The 21,402-nt window shown below is 53.9% G+C and carries 15 protein-coding genes; 12 read left to right on the forward strand and 3 right to left on the reverse strand.

All coding sequences use genetic code 11. The annotated features are described in order from the left end of the window. The first annotated feature begins 73 nt into the window (after nucleotides 1-73). The 6 genes from SRBAKS_RS05245 (at nucleotide 74) to nhaB (ending at nucleotide 7,311) form a co-directional block, all read left to right on the forward strand. Nucleotides 74-1,465, forward strand: a complete 1,392-nt coding sequence (locus tag SRBAKS_RS05245; protein WP_229594388.1) for a sigma-54 interaction domain-containing protein — start codon at nucleotides 74-76, stop codon at nucleotides 1,463-1,465. A gap of 10 nt (nucleotides 1,466-1,475) precedes the next feature. Further along, on the forward strand, nucleotides 1,476-1,814 hold the full coding sequence (locus SRBAKS_RS05250; RefSeq protein WP_229594390.1) for a dinitrogenase iron-molybdenum cofactor biosynthesis protein: 339 nt from the start codon (nucleotides 1,476-1,478) through the stop codon (nucleotides 1,812-1,814). Nucleotides 1,815-2,111: 297 nt separating this feature from the next. Beyond that, nucleotides 2,112-2,630, forward strand: coding sequence for a CBS domain-containing protein (locus SRBAKS_RS05255; RefSeq protein WP_229594411.1), 519 nt, complete (start codon nucleotides 2,112-2,114; stop codon nucleotides 2,628-2,630). A 21-nt stretch (nucleotides 2,631-2,651) separates the two neighbouring features. Beyond that, complete coding sequence (locus SRBAKS_RS05260) at nucleotides 2,652-4,127, forward strand: SLC13 family permease (protein WP_229594430.1); 1,476 nt, start codon at nucleotides 2,652-2,654, stop codon at nucleotides 4,125-4,127. Nucleotides 4,128-4,215: 88 nt separating this feature from the next. Then, nucleotides 4,216-5,637: a transferase gene (locus tag SRBAKS_RS05265; RefSeq protein ID WP_229594432.1), complete on the forward strand. Its 1,422-nt coding sequence runs from the start codon at nucleotides 4,216-4,218 to the stop codon at nucleotides 5,635-5,637. A gap of 54 nt (nucleotides 5,638-5,691) precedes the next feature. Beyond that, nucleotides 5,692-7,311 (forward strand): sodium/proton antiporter NhaB, encoded by a 1,620-nt coding sequence (gene nhaB, locus SRBAKS_RS05270; protein ID WP_229594434.1) that lies wholly within the window; start codon nucleotides 5,692-5,694, stop codon nucleotides 7,309-7,311. Nucleotides 7,312-7,637: 326 nt separating this feature from the next. Here nhaB and SRBAKS_RS05275 read toward each other — a convergent pair whose 3' ends face one another. Both SRBAKS_RS05275 and SRBAKS_RS05280 read right to left on the reverse strand, forming a co-directional pair. Next, nucleotides 7,638-8,000 carry a hypothetical protein gene (locus SRBAKS_RS05275; protein ID WP_229594445.1) on the reverse strand — a complete coding sequence of 121 codons (363 nt, stop codon included), beginning with the start codon at nucleotides 7,998-8,000 and terminating at the stop codon, nucleotides 7,638-7,640. Nucleotides 8,001-8,115: 115 nt separating this feature from the next. Further along, entirely contained in the window at nucleotides 8,116-8,418 is a 303-nt protein-coding gene (locus SRBAKS_RS05280; protein ID WP_229594447.1) for a Dabb family protein, read from the reverse strand. A 326-nt stretch (nucleotides 8,419-8,744) separates the two neighbouring features. On the opposite strand from SRBAKS_RS05280, the gene SRBAKS_RS05285 reads away from it, so the two are divergent. Genes SRBAKS_RS05285 through SRBAKS_RS05295 form a run of 3 tightly spaced genes read left to right on the forward strand, consistent with a single transcriptional unit; the run spans nucleotide 8,745 to nucleotide 13,403 of the window. Beyond that, nucleotides 8,745-11,378 carry a hybrid sensor histidine kinase/response regulator gene (locus SRBAKS_RS05285; protein WP_229594449.1) on the forward strand — a complete coding sequence of 878 codons (2,634 nt, stop codon included), beginning with the start codon at nucleotides 8,745-8,747 and terminating at the stop codon, nucleotides 11,376-11,378. Nucleotides 11,379-11,389: 11 nt separating this feature from the next. After that, nucleotides 11,390-12,832, forward strand: a complete 1,443-nt coding sequence (locus tag SRBAKS_RS05290) for a sigma-54-dependent transcriptional regulator (protein ID WP_229594451.1) — start codon at nucleotides 11,390-11,392, stop codon at nucleotides 12,830-12,832. 22 nt (nucleotides 12,833-12,854) lie between these two features. Next, entirely contained in the window at nucleotides 12,855-13,403 is a 549-nt protein-coding gene (locus tag SRBAKS_RS05295; protein WP_229594453.1) for a DNA-3-methyladenine glycosylase I, read from the forward strand. Nucleotides 13,404-13,408: 5 nt separating this feature from the next. Here the strand turns inward: SRBAKS_RS05295 and SRBAKS_RS05300 are convergent, their stop codons facing one another. Beyond that, on the reverse strand, nucleotides 13,409-14,017 hold the full coding sequence (locus SRBAKS_RS05300) for a nucleoside deaminase (RefSeq protein ID WP_229594463.1): 609 nt from the start codon (nucleotides 14,015-14,017) through the stop codon (nucleotides 13,409-13,411). A 437-nt stretch (nucleotides 14,018-14,454) separates the two neighbouring features. On the opposite strand from SRBAKS_RS05300, the gene nifJ reads away from it, so the two are divergent. The 3 genes from nifJ to SRBAKS_RS05315 all read left to right on the forward strand — a co-directional run bounded on the left by nifJ (nucleotide 14,455) and on the right by SRBAKS_RS05315 (nucleotide 21,393). Beyond that, nucleotides 14,455-18,039, forward strand: coding sequence for a pyruvate:ferredoxin (flavodoxin) oxidoreductase (nifJ, locus tag SRBAKS_RS05305; RefSeq protein ID WP_229594465.1), 3,585 nt, complete (start codon nucleotides 14,455-14,457; stop codon nucleotides 18,037-18,039). 117 nt (nucleotides 18,040-18,156) lie between these two features. Further along, on the forward strand, nucleotides 18,157-19,866 hold the full coding sequence (locus SRBAKS_RS05310) for an L-lactate permease (protein WP_229594467.1): 1,710 nt from the start codon (nucleotides 18,157-18,159) through the stop codon (nucleotides 19,864-19,866). A gap of 138 nt (nucleotides 19,867-20,004) precedes the next feature. Next, nucleotides 20,005-21,393: an FAD-binding oxidoreductase gene (locus tag SRBAKS_RS05315; RefSeq protein WP_229594469.1), complete on the forward strand. Its 1,389-nt coding sequence runs from the start codon at nucleotides 20,005-20,007 to the stop codon at nucleotides 21,391-21,393. The last annotated feature ends 9 nt before the right edge of the window (nucleotides 21,394-21,402 follow it).

Here is a 21,402-nt window from a genome sequence, read left to right on the forward strand (position 1 = left end):
AACGCTTGTCTTTGCAATGTTGTTTCATTATGATTCATCGTGAAACTGATTGAACCATCGACACAGACAGGCCATGCCCCTACTCGACTCACCATATCTCCTGCAAGCCATGACCGGCCAGGACACCCTCGCTCCCCTGCTGGATGCCCTGCCGCTGGGCATTGCTCTCATGGACCCGAGCGGTAAACTCCTGGGAGTCAACAAGACCTATGAGTCACTGACCGGTGTGGATGGAGAGCAGGTCATCGGCCTGGACTGCCTGCATGCCCTGCGCTGTGATTATTGCATGAAGAACTGCCCGGTGCGCGTGGGATGGAAAGAATACCGCACCAGAAGCGTTGAAGCGAACATCATCAATCGCTCACGAGAAAAATTCATCATCAAGCTCACCATCTCTCCACTGCTCGACGCTTCCGGCACGTTGAAGGGCATTGTCGAAACCCTCACCCCTGTCGGCGGGCATGCTTTTGATAAAGTCGCGAGCACCGTCTTCGGCCTTGGTGAGATGGTTGGCAGAAGCCCGCAGGTTCGCAAGATTTTTTCCAGAACGCCATCCATTGCGCAAACAGACTCCCCTGTTCTTGTCACCGGTGAGACCGGCACAGGCAAGGACATGCTGGCAGAAGAGATTCATAACGAATCAGACCGTGACGGCCCGTTCGTCAAGGTCAACAGCGGAGCCCTGCCAAACGAACTGCTGGAATCAGAGCTCTTCGGGCATGAAAAAAACGCCTTTCCTGGTGCCGACATGGCCAAGCCGGGACGGCTGCGCATGGCCCACGGCGGAACCCTGTTCATAGCCGAAGTAGGTGACCTGCCCATGTCCACGCAGACCAAGCTGCTCTCCTACATGGACGCGCATATGGTCTACCCGTTGGGGTCTGCAAAAGGGGTGCGGACCGATGTCCGCATCATGGCCGCCAGTCATAGGGATCTCGAAGAGATGGTCCGCAACAAGCTGTTTCGCCAGGATCTCCTCTATCGTCTCAATGTCATCCGGCTCCACCTGCCCCCATTGCGCGAACGAGGCGAAGACATCCTCCTGCTTCAGGACCACTTTCTCAAGATGTTCCAGGCCCGGTTTGGTAAACGCGTGGACAGGTTCTCAAAAAACGTGGACAAACTGCTGCGCTCCTATCCTTTCCCGGGGAATATCCGCGAACTCAAGAACCTTATCGAATACGCGGTCAACTTCTGTGACACCCAGGTCATCCGTATGCGCCACCTTCCCGGCTACATGCTGCGCAGCCCTGCCTCCTCAGCCAATCAGCCTCCCCAAAATGCACCGGAGCGCAAACAGGAAGCCGTCCGTAGCGGCCCGCCTGAACGATGGGAGGACGTCCAGCGCAAGATGATCCTGGATGCGCTGGTCAAAACCGGCGGGAAAAAACAACTCGCCGCCGAACATCTGGGCTGGGGGCGAAGCACTCTGTGGCGCAAGATGAAACACTTCGGCATTGAATAACGAGACGCCTATGGAAAAGATCCTCATTCCCATTCTGGACAACAATATTGCACCGCGTTTTGACCTCTCCGCCGATGTGCTTATTGTCTCAATCTCACTTGAAACAAGCACCACGGGCAAGATCAAAGAAAAAGTCATGCTTTTGGACAACCCCTCAGCGGAATCCATGTATCGTCTGATCATGTCTGAAAATATCCAAACCATAATCTGTGCGGGAATCGAAAAGGAAATCTATGATTTCCTTAAGAGAAAAGGCTTTGGAATCATTGATAATATATGCGGTCCAGTCGATGCCGTCATCGACGCATATATCATAGGAAACATCGATTCAAATCAGAGCTTTTATTAGCCATCTTTATCTACGACCCGTTGCACATTGAAACAATACCAACTGTTCATTTTGTTTCATAGTGTTTCACTTTGTCTTTGAGCTATTTTTCACAACATACGCTTGACGCATAGATGCAATTACTATCTATAATTACAGGGTTCCTCTCACGCAATAGAGGTCAACACCGTATAATCGTGATATGGTAGACCGTATTTGTGTGTAAGGTATTGAGTTCTATACATGGGGAAGACCTGAGCCCTTGCAGTGAGAATAGCCCCACTGCAAGGGTGCCAATAATTGGGGAGGAAGAACCAAATGAAAGTAAAAAACTTGATGACACCGGTGAGCGATTATCAAACGCTTCCCATGGATGCCCGTTTAAGTGATGTCGCCACAGTGCTTAAAGAAAGCAAACATCGTGACATCATCATCGTGGATGAAAACGGCGCATTCGCAGGCGTTGTAACCATGTCTGGCATCATCATGGCCCTGGAGCCGAATTACAGAAAGTTGAACCAACGCGACATGGACTCCGACATATTATCCAACAGATTTGTGGCGGATCAATTCAAAGAATTCAATCTGTGGACCGACAGCCTCGCCACGTTGTGCGATAAAGGCCAGAATATCCCAGTTGTGGAAGCAATGATAGTTCCCGACGAAGACCATTACATCAATATTGAAGAAAAGCTTGAGCACGGTGTGCACATGTATATCATCGGCACTCCCCAGCCCCTGGTGGTCCGTGACAACGGAACAATCGTGGGCATTTTGCGAATGGCCGATGTTTTCGATGAACTCGTGAGTCGTATGGCAGCCTGCGCTTCCAACTAGGCTTTTTTTTAGGAGATAATAATGGAAACTGCACATACTGTTGAACCCGCATTTGACTGGAAACGCCTTGTGTTCATGCTCCTGGGCGTGGCTTTATTCGGCATAGTCTATTTCTCGCCGGCCTGGCCGGATGCCATTGACCCCATGGGTGAACATTTCCCTCTCAACATGGAAGCCAAGGGCGCAATCGCCGTCTTCCTGTTGGCTGGTACATGGTGGGTGTTTGAAGTCGTGCCCATCGGCATCACTTCTCTGATGATCGGCATACTCCAGGTCATGTTCCTGATCCGACCTGCGAAGGTGGCTTTCAAGGACTTCATGGACCCGTCCGTCCTCTTTATCTTCGCGTCCATCATGATCGGACTTGTTTTCACAAAGACCGGACTCACGAAACGACTCGCCTACAAGATGCTCGACGTCGTCGGCGAACGGACCTCTATGATTTATCTGGGTGTATTCGTGGTTACCGCGGCACTCACTCATATCATGGCCCACACCGCTGTTGCCGCGACCATCTACCCGCTGCTGCTCGCCATTTACGCTCTGTACGGCGAAGGCAACAAGCCCACAAAGTTTGGTAAAGGATTGTTCATCGGCATGGCTTATGTGGCTGGAGCAGGCTCCATCGTCACCCTGCTCGGAGCAGCTCGAGGCGCTGTTGCACTCGGATTTTATAAAGAAATCGTCAATGTTGATGTCGGTTTTTTCGAGTTGAGTTACTATATGTTCCCCATTGGTTGGGCCATGGTTTTTCTCCTTTGGGGGTTCTTCATGGTCGTGTGCAAGCCTGAAAAGGACCGCATCCCCGGCCTGAGAGAAAAGGCCCGTGAACTTAACGCAAAAATGGGTGGACTGACCAGAGACGAAATCCTTGCAGCCGTAATTGTGGGTGGTGTCATTATCATCATGTCCGCACGCGCTTTCGTCCCTGCGCTCAAAGCCGTAGATAAGACCGCCATCATCCTGTGTTCCTCGGTTCTCTTCTTTGTCTGCAAGATCCTTGATCTCAAAGACCTTGAAGATATCCCCTGGAACATCATTCTGCTGTTTGCAGGCGCCATGTCCATCGGCTTCTGTCTGTGGGAAACAGGCGCAGCCAAATGGATGGCCGTCAACTGGCTGGTCATGTTCCAGGATGCGAACTGGTTCATCTTTGTCATGTCCATCGCCTTCTTTGTAATGATGATGACCAACTTCATCATGAACGTTGCGGCTATCGCCATATCACTACCGGTAGCGCTCGTCATCGCTCCCTATCTCGGCGTGGCTCCCGAGGTCATTCTCTACGCATCTCTGGTGGTTGCCGGTATGCCCTTCCTGCTCCTTGTTGGCGCGGCTCCCAACGCCATCGCCTACGACTCCGGGCAGTTTACCACTGGCGAGTTCTTTGGCTGGGGTATCCCGGCCTCCGTCCTGCTTATGGCTGTGGTCGGTCTTGCCGTCCTCGTCATCTGGCCAATCATGGGCATGCCCATAACCTTGCCGGCAGGCGGCTAATCTCCCAATAGCGCCAAAAACAAGATGGCTGACGCGTGAAAGCCCGGCAGCCGTTTCATATAGCAACCACTAACAAAAATATACTATCATGGAAAAACTCGAAGCTCTCTTTGATCACATCGCGTCCCGAGTCAACGTGAACTTAAGCCCAATGGGTGTTGACGTTCGTTCCCTGCTCAAAAACGCCATCCCGCGTGAACGCCATTTGCTCTATTATGCATTCTATGCATTGACCGAGGACCATCCCATCAGCTTTCAATTTTCCAACTCCAACCTGGCCGGAACCTACCTTCTGGGTAAAACCCTGGTAGACCGCTCCGTACTCTACAAAGCGAATATTCGTGGGGATGAACTCAAGCGCAAAGGCGATATCGTAGAATTCAACGGCGTCAAAACAATGCTTTTCTACGACGAGGTCATCCGCATCATCAACTCTTTCCTGGTCAAGACACTGGTCCACAACCACTCCAAAAACCCGGAGGTGCCCGAGGTCTTCCGCATTCTGAATACCGTTGCCATGCACTACTCCAACATTCATGGCACCACGACAGAAGGCGTATATCTCGGAGCATTTTCTACTGCTGACCTGTCTGTCATGCACAACTGTATCATTGGCGATTTCGCATATGTCCAAGCTGGCGACCTTTCCCGTGTAACCATTGAACCGGGCAGAGTCTGGGTCAAAGCAAACGGTCTGTTTGAATTCAACTACATCTACCCCAAGGGCGTTGTAGAAAAATATGTCAAGCTGGACGACAATGGACAGCTCTCCGGCGTATTCATTGATTACGTCGATGAATTCAAGGAAGACTTCATTCCGATTTATTCAACAGCCACCCCGGAATTGGATATTGAAGTCCCTGAATCCTCCTATGTTTCCCCATACGCGGTCATCAAGGGGGATTGTGAAATCGGTGAAAACACACTCATCGTACAACGCGCTCATGTGGAGAACTCCGTTATCGGCCGTGGTGCCAATGCGCAGGAAAACTGCTACATTAAAAATTCCATATATGAAGGAAACAATGTCACCGCCCATGGAGGCAAAGTCATTTGGACACACAACGGCAAAAACGTGTTCGTGGGTTTCAACTCCTTTGTTCACGGCACCAAGGAGAATCAGATAACTATCGGTCGAGATTCCATCATCATGCCACATACTATAATTGACGCAGAAGAACCTATCAAGATACCAGTAAATTCTATAGTCTGGGGCTATGTGACCAAGCAAGAAGACCTGGAAACACAAAGCATGAGCCTTTGCGACTTTGCCAAATCCACAGGGTTTACTCTGGGCAACGCCACATTCACTGGCGACGGCAAGGCTTTTGTTGAGGCATTCAGGCATCGTATCAGCCACATCCGCGAGGAAAACGGATCTGATTACGATGGAACGGATGAAACCCGCGGCCACGCCCAGAAGACTCAGGACGCATGCTTCAACATCCTCCAGCCTTTCCAGTCTGGCCCGGAAGCAGGCATGTATCCGACAATGACCATCGGTGACTAGGTCTGACCATTTACTGTTTTACTGTATCTACATCGACTCCAGGAGAGAGCAAATATGGCCCAAACATTGACACAGGCCTTTGGTAAAAACTTTCTCGGCAACGCGCCGAACTGGTACAAAATGTCCATTCTTGGATTTCTTGTACTCAACCCCATCCTGATGTTCACCGTCGGCCCCTTTATTGCGGGCTGGGTGCTCATCGGCGAGTTCATCTTCACACTGGCAATGGCACTCAAATGCTATCCGTTGCCCGCAGGAGGGCTACTTGCCATCGAGGCGGTCCTACTTGGCCTGACGACCCCGCACACGGTCTACCATGAAGCGGCAAACAACTTCCCGGTCATCCTGTTGTTGATCTTCATGGTTGCAGGCATCTACTTCATGAAGGATTTTCTGCAGTTCACCTTCACCCGCATCCTGACCAAGGTGCACTCCAAAATCGCTATCTCCCTGATGTTCAGCTTTGCAGGCGCATTTCTGTCTGCATTCCTTGACGCATTGACCGTCACAGCAGTCATTATCGCGGTAGCTTACGGGTTTTACAACGTCTACCACCGCTACGCCTCGGGCATGACCATGAGTGGAGACCACGATCTCAGCTCCGACCACACAGTAAAGGAAACAGCGCGACAGGAACTGCAGGAGTTCCGGGCTTTCCTGCGCAACCTCATGATGCACGGCGCTGTCGGCACCGCGCTGGGTGGCGTCTGTACCATCGTGGGCGAACCCCAGAACCTGCTCATCGGTCATGAAATGGGCTGGCACTTTATTCCATTTTTCCTCAACGTTGCCCCTGTCTCCATGCCCGTGCTTGCCACCGGTCTGCTGACCTGCATCGTTGTCGAAAAGTTTCATCTTTTTGGTTATGGCGCGCTCATGCCCGGCAACATCCGCTCGCATCTGCTGGAAACCGCCATCAAAGAAGAAGAAAAACGCGGAATGACCGGCAAGGCCAAGCTCGTTATCCAGGCTCTTATCGGTATATGGCTGATTATTTCCCTCGCATTGCATCTGGCAGAAGTCGGTATCATCGGCCTATCCGTTATTGTACTGCTTACGGCCTTCAACGGCTTCATCGACGAACACCAACTCGGCCCCGCGTTTGAAGAGGCGCTCCCCTTCACCGCACTGCTCGTCGTCTTCTTCGCCATTGTCGGCGTCATTCACGACCAGCACCTGTTCAAGCCGGTCATGGACTATGTCCTGGCACTGCATGGACACACCCAGCTCGCCGCTTACTATATTGCAAACGGTGTACTCTCAATGATCTCGGATAACGTCTTCGTGGCAACCGTGTATATCTCGGAAACCAAGATGCACTTTACCCACCTGCTCGGGACTTTCCCCGGAGTCGCTGATGGCGCAGCCCTCATGGAACGCCTCACCGATCCTGTCATCGCCCGTGCGGACACCATTGCGACCCTGCCCGCAGATATTCAGGACAAGGTCACAGCAACCATGATCCACTTTGACAAGCTGGCTGTCGCCATCAACACGGGTACCAACATCCCGTCCGTGGCAACTCCCAACGGTCAGGCGGCCTTCCTGTTCCTGCTGACCTCGGCCCTTGCCCCGGTCATCAGGCTCTCCTATGGTCGCATGGTGGTGTTGGCCCTGCCCTACACCATCACCATGTCGCTGGTGGGACTCGCCGCCACCTATTACTTCATGTAATACAAGCCGGTACAAGATAATCAGGAAGCCCCCTCGCATATGCGAGGGGGCTTCTTTCATGAAAAGAGACAAAAAAAATCACGATTCGAATATCAAATCCTTCTGCCCATCCTGAAACACACCGTTTGTCCCGTCAAAAGGCGCTGAGACACCGTCAGAGTGTAGTACGCGACACATCAAACTGCTCATTTTTTGCACACCAATATACAATAATTGAACACTGGTAAAAAACGGCGCCCCTTTTCAGGGACGCCGTTCGTGTAGATCTCATATACAAGGGGCCGTTTGTGCAGCACCCTTTCTCCAGCCTAAAAGGAAAGACAGACTCAGGCGTCCAACTTCGGAGAACTGTCCAGATGTTCCTTGCACAACCAGACAATAGCCTGCTTCTCTATATCAAAATGAGGGCTGACCCCATGAACGGTACCGCATACAGCGCACATGAATTCATATTCACAATGCGGATGGCACTCCATGGTATTCAGCATCTGATTGAAACGACTGATGATAGGGAACAGGGGATGATCCGCGTGCCTTCTCCTGTCCTTACTATTCAATTTGCCATTATCGTTCACCTTGACCGTGATCATTCGAGAACGGTTGATATACCCTTCCTTCTTGTTCATCACGACTTTTGTCGGTTCTTCCCAACGACAAATAATTCGTTTTCGTTCTTGATCAAAGCGCATTGACATAGCTTCCTCCCGGGTACGGCAATATCCCCATAATTACCGCAGTCTTTTGGATTCATTCAGCCTATTGAGTTATTTAAAACAGCTCCTGCTATTTCACCAGGTCTTCTCATTAGACAGCGTAATCCAGAACCTTACGACTGGACGCAACGGTCTTCACAAAGGCCACACATGCCTGATGTTCAGGGTGGTCCTGGTAAAAATTCAGCGCATCGACATCATCATGATCGGAACACAAAACAATATGGCATTCAGGGTCGGAGGCAACGATATTGTAGCTCACTTCAAGATGCTTGAGGCCTTCAATACGGCCATTCAAGGCTTCCAGTATTTCTTTCATTTTGGCTGCGTTATCTTTTGCAGAGACACCGTCAACTTCTTCCTTCAAAGTCCACATCACAATATGACGAATCATTGATCATCCCTTTATTGTTAGTAATTATAAAAACATATGAAAAATACTTGTGCAAAGAACACATCTCTGCGTACTTAATAATAAGCATACTTTTATTATTTGTCACCTGTTGGTGGTCGAAATATGTTCCACTATGGACATATTATAAATGGTTTAAACTCGACCTGTCCGGTTTTTCGGACTGCAACTCTCCGTTACCAAGCGATATGTTGATTGAAGCAAGAGGCATGCCGCCAAATCAAGTGTTGCCGGGTCAAGGAGCATCTTTTGCAAGAGAACGTGTATCAATCTCATTGATGAATACTGAACATACAATCGAGAACTCTATGCGCAACACAAAATATATACTGATAATTCTGACTATTATCTGCCTGCTGCCAGCGCTGGCAAAAGCGGAAAAGCCCAAAAAAAACGTGCTCTACCTGAATTCCTATCACCAGGGCTACCGATGGTCGGACTCCATCCTCGAAGGCATACGATCCGTATTGGATACCAGCGAATTCAAGATCGACCTTCAAATAGAGTACATGGATGCCAAGAAATACAACTACGTGGACGTTACCGGCATGCTGGTACGGCTATACAAAGAGAAATTCATTCATGAAAAGTTTGATGTCATTCTTGTTTCAGACAACGACGCCTTCACATTCGCCAGCCAGTACAGAGACCAACTTTTCCCCGATGTTCCCCTTGTCTTCTGCGGCGTGAACGATCTGGAAAAAAGAGAATTGAAACAAGGGAATGTAACCGGTATCGTCGAAGTATTCGACCTCTTGCAAACACTGGATGTCGCCCTCAACATGTATCCGGACAAAAAACGCATGGTTGTTGTGGGTGATTCATCGACAGCCGGTGCCGCCATCAAGCGACAGGTGGAGGCGATCATGCCGTTCTTCGCGGACAAACTGAAGGCCCAATACTGGACCGACATGTCGCTCCTTACGGTTCTGGACAAGGTCGAATCCCTTCCAGAAGACACCTTTCTCTTCTTTATTCCATATTATCAAGTCCTTGATGGACGTTTCTTCACGGCTGAAGAAGTGGTTCAGGCCATTTATGAAAGGACCAATGTCCCCATCTACACCGCATGGGATTTTCTGCTGGGCCATGGAGCCGTGGGTGGCCGTCTGCTCTCCGGCTACCAACACGGCAGGCAGGCGGCCGAGCTGGTTCTGAAAATTCTGAAGGGAGCGAAACCGGATGATATCCCCGTGGTCATGAAGCCTACAGGTGATTACCTCTTTGACTACAAGGTCATGCAACGCCTTGGCCTGGATGAAGACCTGCTCCCGGAAAACAGCCGTATCATCAACGCCCCCAAGGCATTCTACGAATTACCCAAAGAGCTCTTCTGGACTATCATCATCAGTTTTGCCCTGCTCTTTCTGGTCATGGTTTTCCTGTTGTTGGCCATGAGTGAACGACGCAAGGTCGAGCGCAAGATCAAGGATCAGCTCGCCTTTCAGGAAACGCTCATGGACACGGTCCCGCAGCTTGTCTCATGGAAGGACGCCAACGGACGCTATCTCGGCACCAACCGCGCCTTTGCCGAATTTTTCGGCTTCCAACACAGCGACGACGTGGTCAAAAAATCCTCCGGTGAGGTCATGCGCGATCCAGACTATGTAAAATGGTCAATAGACGCAGACCAGGCAGTGCTCCACGCACGCAACGCCTTCCGCAAGGTACGGCGCAAACTCATGAATGCCAGAGGAGAACCGGCCTGGATCGAGATCAACAAGGTGCCCATTTCAGATCAGGCCGGGAACGTTGTGGGCGTGCTGAGTACAGCTGAAAACATCACCAAGGAACGCAACCTTGAGAAACAGCTTCTCCAATCGCAAAAGATGGAAGCCATTGGCACACTTGCTGGAGGTATAGCTCATGATTTCAACAATATATTAACATCCATCATCAACTCGACAGAACTGGCTGTTAGTGATGTAGAGCCCAATTCCGTCACCAGTAAAGACCTCAGGCGGGTACTCAAGGCTGCGCGTCGTGGAGGACGTGTGGTCAAGCAGATCCTGGCTTTCAGCCGCCCTTCCACAGAAGGGTTCCGCCCCACAGATATGGGCAGCGTCATCTCGGAGGTCCTCGGCCTCATGGAATCGTCCATGCCCGGCAACATCGCGGTCAAATCAAGCATTGCCGACACCCTGTCTCCGGTCTTTGCCGATCCCACGCAAATCCATCAGGTGGCCATGAACCTGTGCACCAACGCATTCCACGCCCTACGGAGCACAGGCGGCACCATCGAGGTGCGTGTGGATCAATTCGAGCTGACCGGCTCGGATGCTGACATGCTCGGCCTCCCGGAAGGAGAGTATGTCCGTATGGTGATTGAAGATAATGGCCCTGGAATTCCTCCTGAAATCATTGACAAAATATTTGATCCATTCTTTTCCACCAAAGACAAGACAGAAGGAACCGGCCTCGGACTGGCCGTTGTTCACGGCATAATCCACGGCCATAAAGGCGGTCTGCAGGTCTCCCCCCGACCGGGCGGAGGAACAACCTTTGCCATCTATCTGCCCAAAGGAGATGAGGCGCATCAGGATCAACCGCACTCGGACGGCATACGCTCTGCCACGGGCGTCCGCATCCTCTTTGTCGAAGATGACGAAGACCAACTGCACACAACGCCGAGGCTCCTCGAAACCATGGGGTGCATCGTCACGGCCACGGCTGAACCGGGCGAGGCCGCCATATTGGTCGAAAACAAACCTCACAACTTTGATCTGGTCATTACGGACTATGACATGCCCGGTGTCAGCGGCACGCAACTGGCCTCACGTTTGGCCAGAATAGACGAAGATCTGCCCATTATCCTTGTTTCCGGGCGTGAAGATGCCGCAACTGCCGCAATAGGGTTGCCGAACATCCGTCGCGTGATTATCAAACCATATGACAAGAACAATTTGTCAGATGCCATCAACTCCGTGTTGAACAAAGAATAAAGGGGCAGGATGTGGCTCGGATATTAATCATCGACGACGACCATGAGGTCTGTGAGACCATGGAGAGCCTGATCACCAGGCTCACACACCAATGTGACACAGCGCACACTCTGGACGCCGGACTCAGGCTGGCCCGGAAGACAGACTATGACGTCATCTTTCTGGACGTTCGGCTTCCCGATGGCAACGGTCTGGAAATACTCCCCAAAATCATGGCCATGAGTGCCCCGCCCGAGGTCATAATCCTCACGGGCAAGGGAGACCCGGACGGCGCCGAGCTTGCTATCAAGGGCGGTGTCTGGGACTACCTGCTCAAGCCGTCCTCCGTGCGCGAGATATCCCTGACCCTGGGACGCGCCCTCAAATATCACGATGAAAAAGCAGGCCAGAACCGGCAGGGAACCCTTGATCTCTCAGGCGTGGTCGGCGAAAGCCCTTCCATCAAGGCAAGCTTCAACCTGCTGGCCCAGGCCGCCCGGTCGGATTCGAATGTCCTCATCACAGGACAGACCGGCACAGGCAAGGAACTATTTGCCTCTACAATCCATGAAAATTCAAAAAGAAAAGCAAACAATTTCGTCGTGGTAGACTGCGCCGGTCTGACGGAATCCCTGCTGGAATCCACGCTGTACGGCCACCGCAAGGGGGCGTTTACCGGTGCCCAGACCGATCGTATCGGACTGGTCAAGCTGGCTGACGGCGGGACGCTCTTTTTGGATGAGGTAGGCGAAATGCCCCTCTCCATGCAAAAGGCGTTTCTCCGCGTTCTGCAGGAACGCACATACCGCCCCGTGGGCGACACGCGCGAACAGACATCCAATTTCAGACTGGTGGCAGCGACCAATCGGGACCTGGATGAAATGGTGACCAAGGGTGAGTTCCGGCAGGACCTTCTCTACAGGATAAAAACCATGCATATCCACCTGCCCCCGCTCATGCAACGCCCCGAAGATATCCGCGCCCTCTGCATCTTCCGCGTCCAACAGCTTTGCAAACAGTACGGCATGGAGCCCAAAACCTTTGGCTCGGACTTTCATCCAGCACTCGCCAGTTACACCTGGCCTGGCAATGTTCGGGAACTCTTCAATATCCTGGAACGAGCTGTGGTTTCCGCCAGCAATGAAAAAACGCTCTACGCCATGCACCTGCCGCGTGAACTGCGCATTCAGATTGCCAAGGCACAGATCGAACGCATGACCGGTTCCGACGTCGCCTCAGAAACAGGCGAGACGCAGGACGATGCCCCGGCCAGAAAGATCGGACTGGATATCTTCGAGGATATCTTTGACCAGAAACTACCAACATTGCGGGATTTCAAGGGAATGGCAGAAAAAGTCTACCTTGGCGAACTGATACGTCAGTGTGACGGCGACCTGCCCAGGATTCTCAAGGCATCAAAACTATCACGTTCGCATTTCTACAGTCTGCTCAAGAAATACGGGCTCTCACTCTAAGCAAAAACCACTTTGGAGAAGCATGCAAACCTATTGCCATATGTGCCGGGAATTGGACGAGACAGATGTCGATCGCGTGTATCATGACACCATGTACGGATTCCCCATTGACGATGACAACGAACTCTTCGGACGCCTGATTCTGGAAATAAACCAGGCGGGCTTGAGCTGGACCACGATTCTCAACAAGCAGGAAAATTTTCGGAAAGCCTATGACCAGTTCGATATTGCGACCATCAGTCAATATGGAGAACAGGAACGAGCACGACTCCTGAGCAATGCGGGCATCATCCGCAACAAGCTGAAAGTCAACGCGGCTATCCACAATGCGCAAACAGTTGTAACCATTCAAAAAAAATACGGATCTTTCAAGACCTGGCTGGATGAGCACCATCCGCTGACCAAAGAGGAGTGGACCAGACTTTTCAAGAAACGGTTCAAATTCGTCGGGGGCGAAATCATTGGCGAATTTCTGATCAGTTCCGGCTACCTGCCCGGAGCCCATATCGAATCCTGCCCGATTTATACCAAGATACTGAAGACGAACCCGGCATGGCTCACAACAAAATAGGCTCTCTATTCATTCCCCTGTCGGGCGTTGTACACAACATTCTGTGAAGCCGCGAATTCCTCGTAGACGGCAACGGCTTCATCCCGCAATACATCTTCTTTCAACTCAATGCCGCGCCGTTCCAATTCCTCACGCCATAGGGGCACTATCGGCCCTTCGTCAAATCCGGTTATTTCCTCAAGCTCCGGCCCTGCCCCGGCAATGGTCAAACCTCGAACACCTGACCAGAGTACAGCACCGAAACACATGGCGCATGGCCGCCAGTTAACCACCAATTCATGGGCCGGGAGCCCTTTGGCGCCAAGATCGTATGTACCCAACATTTTCTGAGCCAATGACAGGGCCATGATTTCTGCATGGGCAGAGGAGCACCCATACTCCATTACCCGATTCACACCGATGACCACCAGCTTTCCCGTCTCTCGCTCAAACACCCCGGCAGCAAACGGACCGCCGGAATTATTGATGAAATTACGGCGGGCAAACGAAAGAACGGCAGCCATCCTTTCTTCCTTGCTCGGCATGAAAGCAGGCAGTTCGCCCAAGGCGTCAGCAGCCCACTCCGGCATGGCTAGGGTAAAAGACAGGTCAGATAAAGTGAATGTCGTGTTCATTATGTTCGAATACGCCCGACCAAAGGACTTGGCAAGCGAACATCGATAAAGTCGCAGATTACAGTCGAGATACAAACAATATATTTTCAGACTTTTTTGACTCAAAACCACCTGTTATTATAGAATAAAAAGCCAAGTCTGAAAAATCAGACAGCCCATTTGGGCCGTAAAAAGCGGCTCGGACGGACAACCCACTGTAATCATGAAGGTTAGTCAACAAAACACCCCTGATAACGTCCTTTTTTTCAGACTCCCTCCGATTCCGCGATTTCTTCCGCATACGGACAACACCCCGCAAGTACACGGCCCACCCCTCTTTTCCGCTTCCACCGCCATGTTGGCACGAATGTTGAGTATGGATTGAAGCAACACAGAGAAACCGATCCCGCATCAAGCGAATAATCGAAACAATTAGTGAAGAAGAGGAGAATTACACAATGTCCAAGATGAAAACGATGGATGGCAACACCGCCGCCGCCTGGGTGGCCTACGCCATGAGCGAAACCGCCGCCATCTACCCCATCACTCCTTCGTCCACCATGGGCGAAATCGCCGACGAGTGGGCCGCACAGGGCCGCAAGAATATTTTCGGCCAGACTGTTGAAGTTCGCCAGCTCCAGAGTGAAGCCGGTGCCGCCGGTGCTGTCCACGGCTCATTGGCCGGAGGTTCACTGACCACCACCTTCACCGCTTCCCAGGGCCTCCTGCTGATGATCCCCAACATGTATAAGATCGCGGGCGAGCTGCTCCCCTCCGTCTTCCATGTTTCGGCCCGCGCTCTCGCAGCCCACGCACTGTCCATCTTCGGTGACCATCAGGACGTCATGGCCTGTCGCCAGACCGGTTACGCCATGCTGGCCGCCGCATCTGTCCAGGAAGTCATGGACCTCTCACTGGTCGCACACCTGTCCACTGTTGAAGCGAGCGTCCCGTTCGTATCCTTCTTTGACGGGTTCCGCACCTCTCATGAAATCCAGAAGATCGAAGTCATTGACTATGACGACATGAAGCCGCTGCTCAACATGGACAAGGTCGCCGAATTCCGTGCCCGCTCCATGAACCCGGAACACCCGGACGTTCGCGGCACCGCCCAGAACCCGGACATCTACTTCCAGGGTCGCGAAGCTTCCAACTCCTACTACGACGTCATTCCCGAGATCGTGGAAGAATACATGAACAAGGTCTCCGCCCTCACCGGCCGTGACTACAAGCCCTTCGACTACGTTGGTGCTCCTGATGCGGACCGCGTCATCATCGCCATGGGTTCCTCCTGCGAAGCCATCGAGGAAGTCGTCAACCACCTGAACGCAGAAGGCGAAAAAGTCGGCCTCATCAAGGTCCGCCTGTATCGTCCTTTTTCTGCCAAGCATTTCCTGGCCGTGCTGCCCGAGACCGCCAAGGTCGTGGCAGTGCTCGACCGCACCAAAGAGCCCGGCGCTCTGGGCGACCCCCTGTATCAGGACGTCTGTACCGTTCTGTTTGAAAAGGGTGACGGCCCCATCGTTACCGCTGGTCGCTACGGCCTCGGTTCCAAGGAATTCACCCCTGCGATGGTCAAAGCCATTTACCATAACCTGGCGGAGTCCAGCCCCCAAGCCCGCTTCACAGTGGGTATCGAGGACGACGTCACCAAGACCTCCCTTGCCACAACCGAGGCCCTGGACACCACTCCAAAAGGCACAGTGCAGTGCAAGTTCTGGGGTCTCGGTTCGGACGGCACTGTGGGCGCAAACAAACAGGCCATCAAAATCATCGGCGACAACACCGACATGTACGCACAGGGATACTTTGCCTACGACTCCAAGAAGTCCGGCGGCATCACCATCTCCCACCTGCGCTTCGGTGACGAACCGATCCAGTCCACCTATCTCGTGACCGCAGCCGATTACATTGCCTGCCACAACCCGAGCTACGTGCACCTCTACGATGTCCTCGACGGCATCAAGGAAGGCGGAACCTTCGTCCTGAACACAGCCTGGACCGCCGAAGAAATGGACGCGCAGCTGCCCGCAGCCATGCGCCGCACCATTGCCCGGAAGAACCTCAAGTTCTACACCGTGGACGCGGTCAAGATCGCTGGTGAAGTCGGCCTCGGCGGACGCATCAACATGATCATGCAGACCGCCTTCTTCAAGCTGGCCGACGTCATTCCTTTTGAGGAAGCCGTTTCTCTGCTCAAGGCCGGTATCAAGGCCGCCTACGGCAAGAAGGGCGACAAGATCGTCAATATGAACAACGCCGCAGTGGACAACGCCATCGATGCCATCATCGAGGTTCCGGTTCCCGCTGCATGGGCAGACCTCACCGACGACGCTGTCACCGCTGACAACGCCCCCGACTACGTGAAGAACGTCATGCGTCCGGTCCTGGCCCAGAAGGGTGACGACCTGCCCGTGTCCGCCTTCTCCGTGGACGGCACCATGCCCCTTTCCACCGCACGGTACGAAAAGCGCGGCGTGGCCATCAAGGTCCCCGAATGGATCGCTGACAACTGCATCCAGTGTAACCAGTGTGCCTATGTCTGCCCCCACTCCGCTCTGCGTCCGGTTCTCGCAACCGACGACGAGATGAAGAACGCCCCTGCCACCTTCGGTACCATCGAAGCCAAGGGCAAGGACGTAAAAGGAATGGCGTACCGCATGCAGGTTGCAGCACAGGACTGCCTCGGTTGCGGTAACTGCGCTGACATCTGCCCTGCCAAGGAAAAAGCGCTGGTCATGGAACCCATTGCCACGCAGCTGGACGCAGAAGTTCCCAACTGGGACTTTGCCGAAACCGTTTCCTTCAAGGATGCCTTTAAGCGCGATTCCGTCAAGGGCTCCCAGTTCCGCCAGTCTCTCATGGAATTCTCCGGTGCCTGCGCCGGTTGTGGCGAGACCCCGTACGTCAAGGTGCTGACCCAGCTCTTCGGCGAACGCATGATCATCGCCAACGCCACCGGCTGCTCCTCCATCTGGGGCGCAAGCGCACCGTCCACTCCGTACTGCACCAACAGCGACGGCCACGGCCCTGCATGGGGCAACTCCCTGTTCGAAGACGCAGCCGAATTCGGCTTCGGCATCGAGATGGGTGTCAACAACCGCCGCGACACGCTGGTGCGCAAATGCGAAGCCGCTGTTGCAGACGCAACCGGCGACGTGAAAACCGCCCTTGAAGGCTGGCTCGCCGCCAAGGACGCCCCCGAGGCTTCCGCTGAAGCAGGTGCTGTCCTCAAGGCCGCGCTGGAAGGCTCCTCTGACGAAGCCCTCAAGGCCATCGCAGCCGACGCCGACCTGTTCACCAAGAAGTCCGTCTGGGTCTTCGGTGGTGACGGCTGGGCCTACGACATCGGTTTCGGCGGCGTGGACCACGTCATCGCATCCGGCAAGGATATCAACATCCTGGTCATGGATACCGAAGTTTACTCCAACACCGGTGGTCAGTCCTCCAAGGCCACTCCGCTCGGCTCCATCGCCAAGTTCGCCGCTGCCGGTAAAGGCACCGGCAAAAAAGACCTTGGTCGCATGGCAATGACTTATGGCTACGTCTACGTTGCCTCCGTCGCCATGGGCGCTGACAAGCAACAGACCATGAAGGCATTCAAGGAAGCCGAGGCTTACCCCGGACCGTCTCTGGTCATCTGCTACGCACCTTGCATCAACCAGGGCATCAAGAAGGGCATGGGCAAGACCCAGCTCGAACAGAAGCTGGCCGTGGACTCCGGTTACTGGCCGCTCTACCGCTACAACCCGGCACTCACCGACGAAGGCAAGAATCCCTTCCAGCTTGAGTCCAAGGCTCCTGACGGAACCCTGCAGGAATTCATGTCCGGTGAAAACCGGTACGCCATGCTGGAGCGCTTCCACCCGGAACTCTCCAAGGCATTCCGTGAACAGATCGAGAAAGATTACGCCGACCGTTACCAGATTCTCACGCACCTTGCTGAAGCCGACTTCAGCAAGCCCGAGCCTGAAGAAGCCGAGGTATGCGGCGTATCCGCTGAAAATCCGGGTTCTGGGGAACCCTGTGACGACGGCAGATAACAGGTAGGAATTTGCGCGAAGGCGGGCCGTTGCGGAGGCCTCTGTCTGGCCCGCCTCGCGCATTGTATTCAACCCTGTGAGGGGCACACTCCCTCACACCAATGGAGGTATGTTTTAATGTCTATTGAAGTGCTTGCTCTTGTCGCGCTGCTGCCCATTCTGGTTGCGCTCGTTCTCATGGTCGGTATGCGCTGGCCAGCCACCAAAGCCATGCCCCTGGCATGGCTCACCGCCGCTGCTGGTGCCGTCGCCGTATGGGGCCTTCCCGTACAATACGTCGCAGCCTTGACCCTTCAGGGTTTCGTGACCGCCATCGGCATCCTGATCATCGTATTCGGTGCCATTCTCATTCTTCGCACACTGCAGCAGTCCGGCGGTATGGAGACCATCCAGTACGGCATGCAGAACATCACCCCTGACCGTCGCATCCAGGCCATTATCATCGGCTACATGTTTGCAGCGTTTCTGGAAGGCGCAGCCGGCTTCGGTACCCCCGCAGCACTTGCCGCACCGCTTCTGCTGACCCTTGGCTTCCCGCCGCTGGCCGCAGCGATCATCTGCCTTGTTTTCAACTCCTTCCCCGTCACCTTCGGCGCAGTCGGAACCCCGGTTGTTCTGGGCCTCAAGTATCTGGCCCCCGGTGTCAACGACGCTGTTTCCGCAGGAACCGCCGGTATCAATTTCACCAACATGGGTGATTTCAACATGCTGGTCGGCCAGTGGGCCACCATCATGCACCTCGGCATGATCTTCATTCTGCCCATCTTCATGCTGGGCTTCATCACCCGTTTCTTCGGCCCTGAACGCAGCTGGAAGCCCGGCCTGGCCGCATGGAAGTTCTGCATCTTCGCAGCTATCTCCTTTGTCGTTCCCTACCTGTTCTTTGCCTGGAATGTCGGCCCTGAATTCCCATCCCTGATCGGTGGTCTCATCGGCCTCGGCATCATCATCACCGGCGCCAAGATGGGCTTCTGCATGCCCAAGACCGCCTGGAACTTCGGTGACCCTGCCAAGTGGGATCCCGAATGGACCGGTTCCGTTTCAGTCGGCTCCACCGAATTCAAGGCCCACATGAGCCAGTTCAAGGCCTGGTTGCCTTACATTCTCATCGGCCTGATCCTGGTCGTCACCCGTATCCCGGAACTCGGCCTCAAGGGCATGCTCGCTGGTCAGGCTCTCAAGTTCAGCAGCATCCTCGGCTTCAAGAGCGTCAACGCTTCCATCGCCTACCTCTATCTGCCCGGTACCATCCCGTTCACCCTGGTCGCCCTGCTGACCGTGCTCATCCACGGCATGCCCGGCAACAAGGTCAAGACCGCATGGACCCAGGCCATCGTGACCATGAAGAACCCCACCATCGCCCTGTTCGCAGCGGTCGCTCTGGTGTCCATCTTCCGTGGTTCCGGCATCGCCGATGTCGCGCTGAACCCGAACTCCTACCCCTCCATGCCGCTGGCCATGGCAAAAGCTGTCGCAGCCATCACCGGTAACGCATGGCCCATGTTCGCCTCCTACGTCGGTGGATTGGGTGCTTTCATCACCGGCTCCAACACGGTCTCCGACCTGTTGTTCGCGGAATTCCAGTGGGGAGTTGCCACGCAGCTCGAACTGCCTCGCCAGATCATCGTGGCCGCACAGGCTGTCGGTGGCGGCATGGGCAACATGATCTGTATCCACAACATCGTCGCAGTCTGCGCCGTTGTCGGCCTGTCCGGCATGGAAGGCCAGATCCTGAAGCGCACCGTATGGCCCTTCCTGCTGTACGGTCTGGTTGTCGGCATCGTCGCCAGCCTGATGAGCTTCGTGTTCCTGCCCGGCTTGTTCTAATGTAAATCAAGGGGAAGCGAACGCGTTTGTTCGCTTCCCCTTGCATGAATTTCACTAAATGTTAGCTTAGCAATATAATTCTCAAATAAAAGCCCGGACAACCGGTCAGGGCATTACAATATGTTCTAGGAGTCGATCATGACCAAAGATGCCATTGTCAAAGAATTCGAAGCCATCGTCGGTGGCGAAAATGTTATGACCAGCGAGACTGACCGTCACGCATACTCATACGATGCAGCCGTGCTTGACTCCGTCATGCCCGCGCTGGTCGTGCGCCCCGAAACAAGTGAAGCTCTTGGAGCTGCCACCAAATTATGCAACGACAATGGTCTGCCCCTGACTGTCCGCGGTGCAGGAACCAATCTTTCCGGTGGGACCATCCCCCACCCCGGCGGTGTTGTCGTTCTAACGAACGGCCTGAACCGCATTCTCGAAATCAATGAAGAAGACATGTACGCCGTGGTCGAACCGGGCGTCGTCACCGCGCAGTTTGCAGCAGAAGTTGCCAAACGCGGCCTCTTCTATCCCCCGGATCCGGGTTCCCAGACTGTCTCCACCCTTGGCGGCAACGTTGCCGAAAACGCCGGAGGCCTGCGCGGTCTCAAATATGGCGTCACCAAGGACTATGTCATGGGCATGGAATTCTGGGACGTTAACGGCCAACTCGTCAAGACCGGCTCCCGTACTGTCAAATGCGTCACCGGCTATAATCTGGCCGGACTCATGGTCGCCTCCGAAGGCACTCTGAGCGTCTTCGACAAAATCACTCTGAAGCTCATCCCTCCGGCACAGGCTGCCAAATCCATGATGGCGATCTTCCCCTCCATGAAGGCTGCATCCGAGACCGTTGCCGCCATCATCGCCAACAAGATCGTGCCTGCGACCCTGGAAATGATGGACAACTTCACCATCCGCACTGTCGAAAACTTCCGTGGAGCCGGACTGCCTGTCGAAGCGGCCGCCCTGCTGCTGATTGAAGTGGACGGCCACCCGGCTCAGGTTGAAGACGAAGCCGCCATGGTCGAAAAGATCTGCAAGGCCAACGGAGCCACCGAGCTGAAGGTCGCCAAAGACGCCGCCGAACGCGACGCTGTCTGGCAGGCCCGTCGCGACGCACTGCCCGCACTGGCAAAGCTCAAGCCCACCTGTGTCCTTGAAGACGCCACCGTGCCCCGTTCCAAGATTCCGGCCATGATTGAGGCTCTGGAAGATATCTCCAAGAAGCTCGACCTGACCATCGGTACCTTCGGTCACGCTGGTGATGGCAACCTCCACCCCACCATCCTCACTGACAAGCGCGACAAGCAGGAATGGGAACGTGTGGAAAAAGGCATCGATATGATCTTTGAAAAGGCGCTCGCCATGGGCGGCACACTCTCCGGCGAACACGGCATCGGCCTGGCGAAATCCAAATATCTGGAGCAGGAAACCACCCGCGCCACTTTGGAATACGCTCACCGCATGAAGTCCGTTCTTGATCCCAAGGGCATCCTGAACCCCGGCAAGATCATCGGTTTCAGGAAATAGGGGTATACA

This window comes from Pseudodesulfovibrio sediminis, from assembly GCF_020886695.1.
In the GTDB taxonomy this organism is placed as follows: Bacteria; Desulfobacterota; Desulfovibrionia; order Desulfovibrionales; family Desulfovibrionaceae; genus Pseudodesulfovibrio; species Pseudodesulfovibrio sediminis.

Bases quoted from the DNA above. Each gene is read 5' to 3' on its own strand.
- SRBAKS_RS05245 (WP_229594388.1), top strand. From the start codon at position 74: ATGCCCCTACTCGACTCACCATATCTCCTGCAAGCCATGACCGGCCAG.
- SRBAKS_RS05280 (WP_229594447.1), bottom strand. From the start codon at position 8,418: ATGATTCGTCATATTGTGATGTGGACTTTGAAGGAAGAAGTTGACGGT.
- nhaB (WP_229594434.1), top strand. From the start codon at position 5,692: ATGGCCCAAACATTGACACAGGCCTTTGGTAAAAACTTTCTCGGCAAC.
- SRBAKS_RS05300 (WP_229594463.1), bottom strand. From the start codon at position 14,017: ATGAACACGACATTCACTTTATCTGACCTGTCTTTTACCCTAGCCATG.
- SRBAKS_RS05275 (WP_229594445.1), bottom strand. From the start codon at position 8,000: ATGCGCTTTGATCAAGAACGAAAACGAATTATTTGTCGTTGGGAAGAA.
- SRBAKS_RS05285 (WP_229594449.1), top strand. From the start codon at position 8,745: ATGCGCAACACAAAATATATACTGATAATTCTGACTATTATCTGCCTG.
- SRBAKS_RS05265 (WP_229594432.1), top strand. From the start codon at position 4,216: ATGGAAAAACTCGAAGCTCTCTTTGATCACATCGCGTCCCGAGTCAAC.
- SRBAKS_RS05260 (WP_229594430.1), top strand. From the start codon at position 2,652: ATGGAAACTGCACATACTGTTGAACCCGCATTTGACTGGAAACGCCTT.
- SRBAKS_RS05255 (WP_229594411.1), top strand. From the start codon at position 2,112: ATGAAAGTAAAAAACTTGATGACACCGGTGAGCGATTATCAAACGCTT.
- nifJ (WP_229594465.1), top strand. From the start codon at position 14,455: ATGTCCAAGATGAAAACGATGGATGGCAACACCGCCGCCGCCTGGGTG.
- SRBAKS_RS05250 (WP_229594390.1), top strand. From the start codon at position 1,476: ATGGAAAAGATCCTCATTCCCATTCTGGACAACAATATTGCACCGCGT.
- SRBAKS_RS05295 (WP_229594453.1), top strand. From the start codon at position 12,855: ATGCAAACCTATTGCCATATGTGCCGGGAATTGGACGAGACAGATGTC.
- SRBAKS_RS05310 (WP_229594467.1), top strand. From the start codon at position 18,157: ATGTCTATTGAAGTGCTTGCTCTTGTCGCGCTGCTGCCCATTCTGGTT.
- SRBAKS_RS05315 (WP_229594469.1), top strand. From the start codon at position 20,005: ATGACCAAAGATGCCATTGTCAAAGAATTCGAAGCCATCGTCGGTGGC.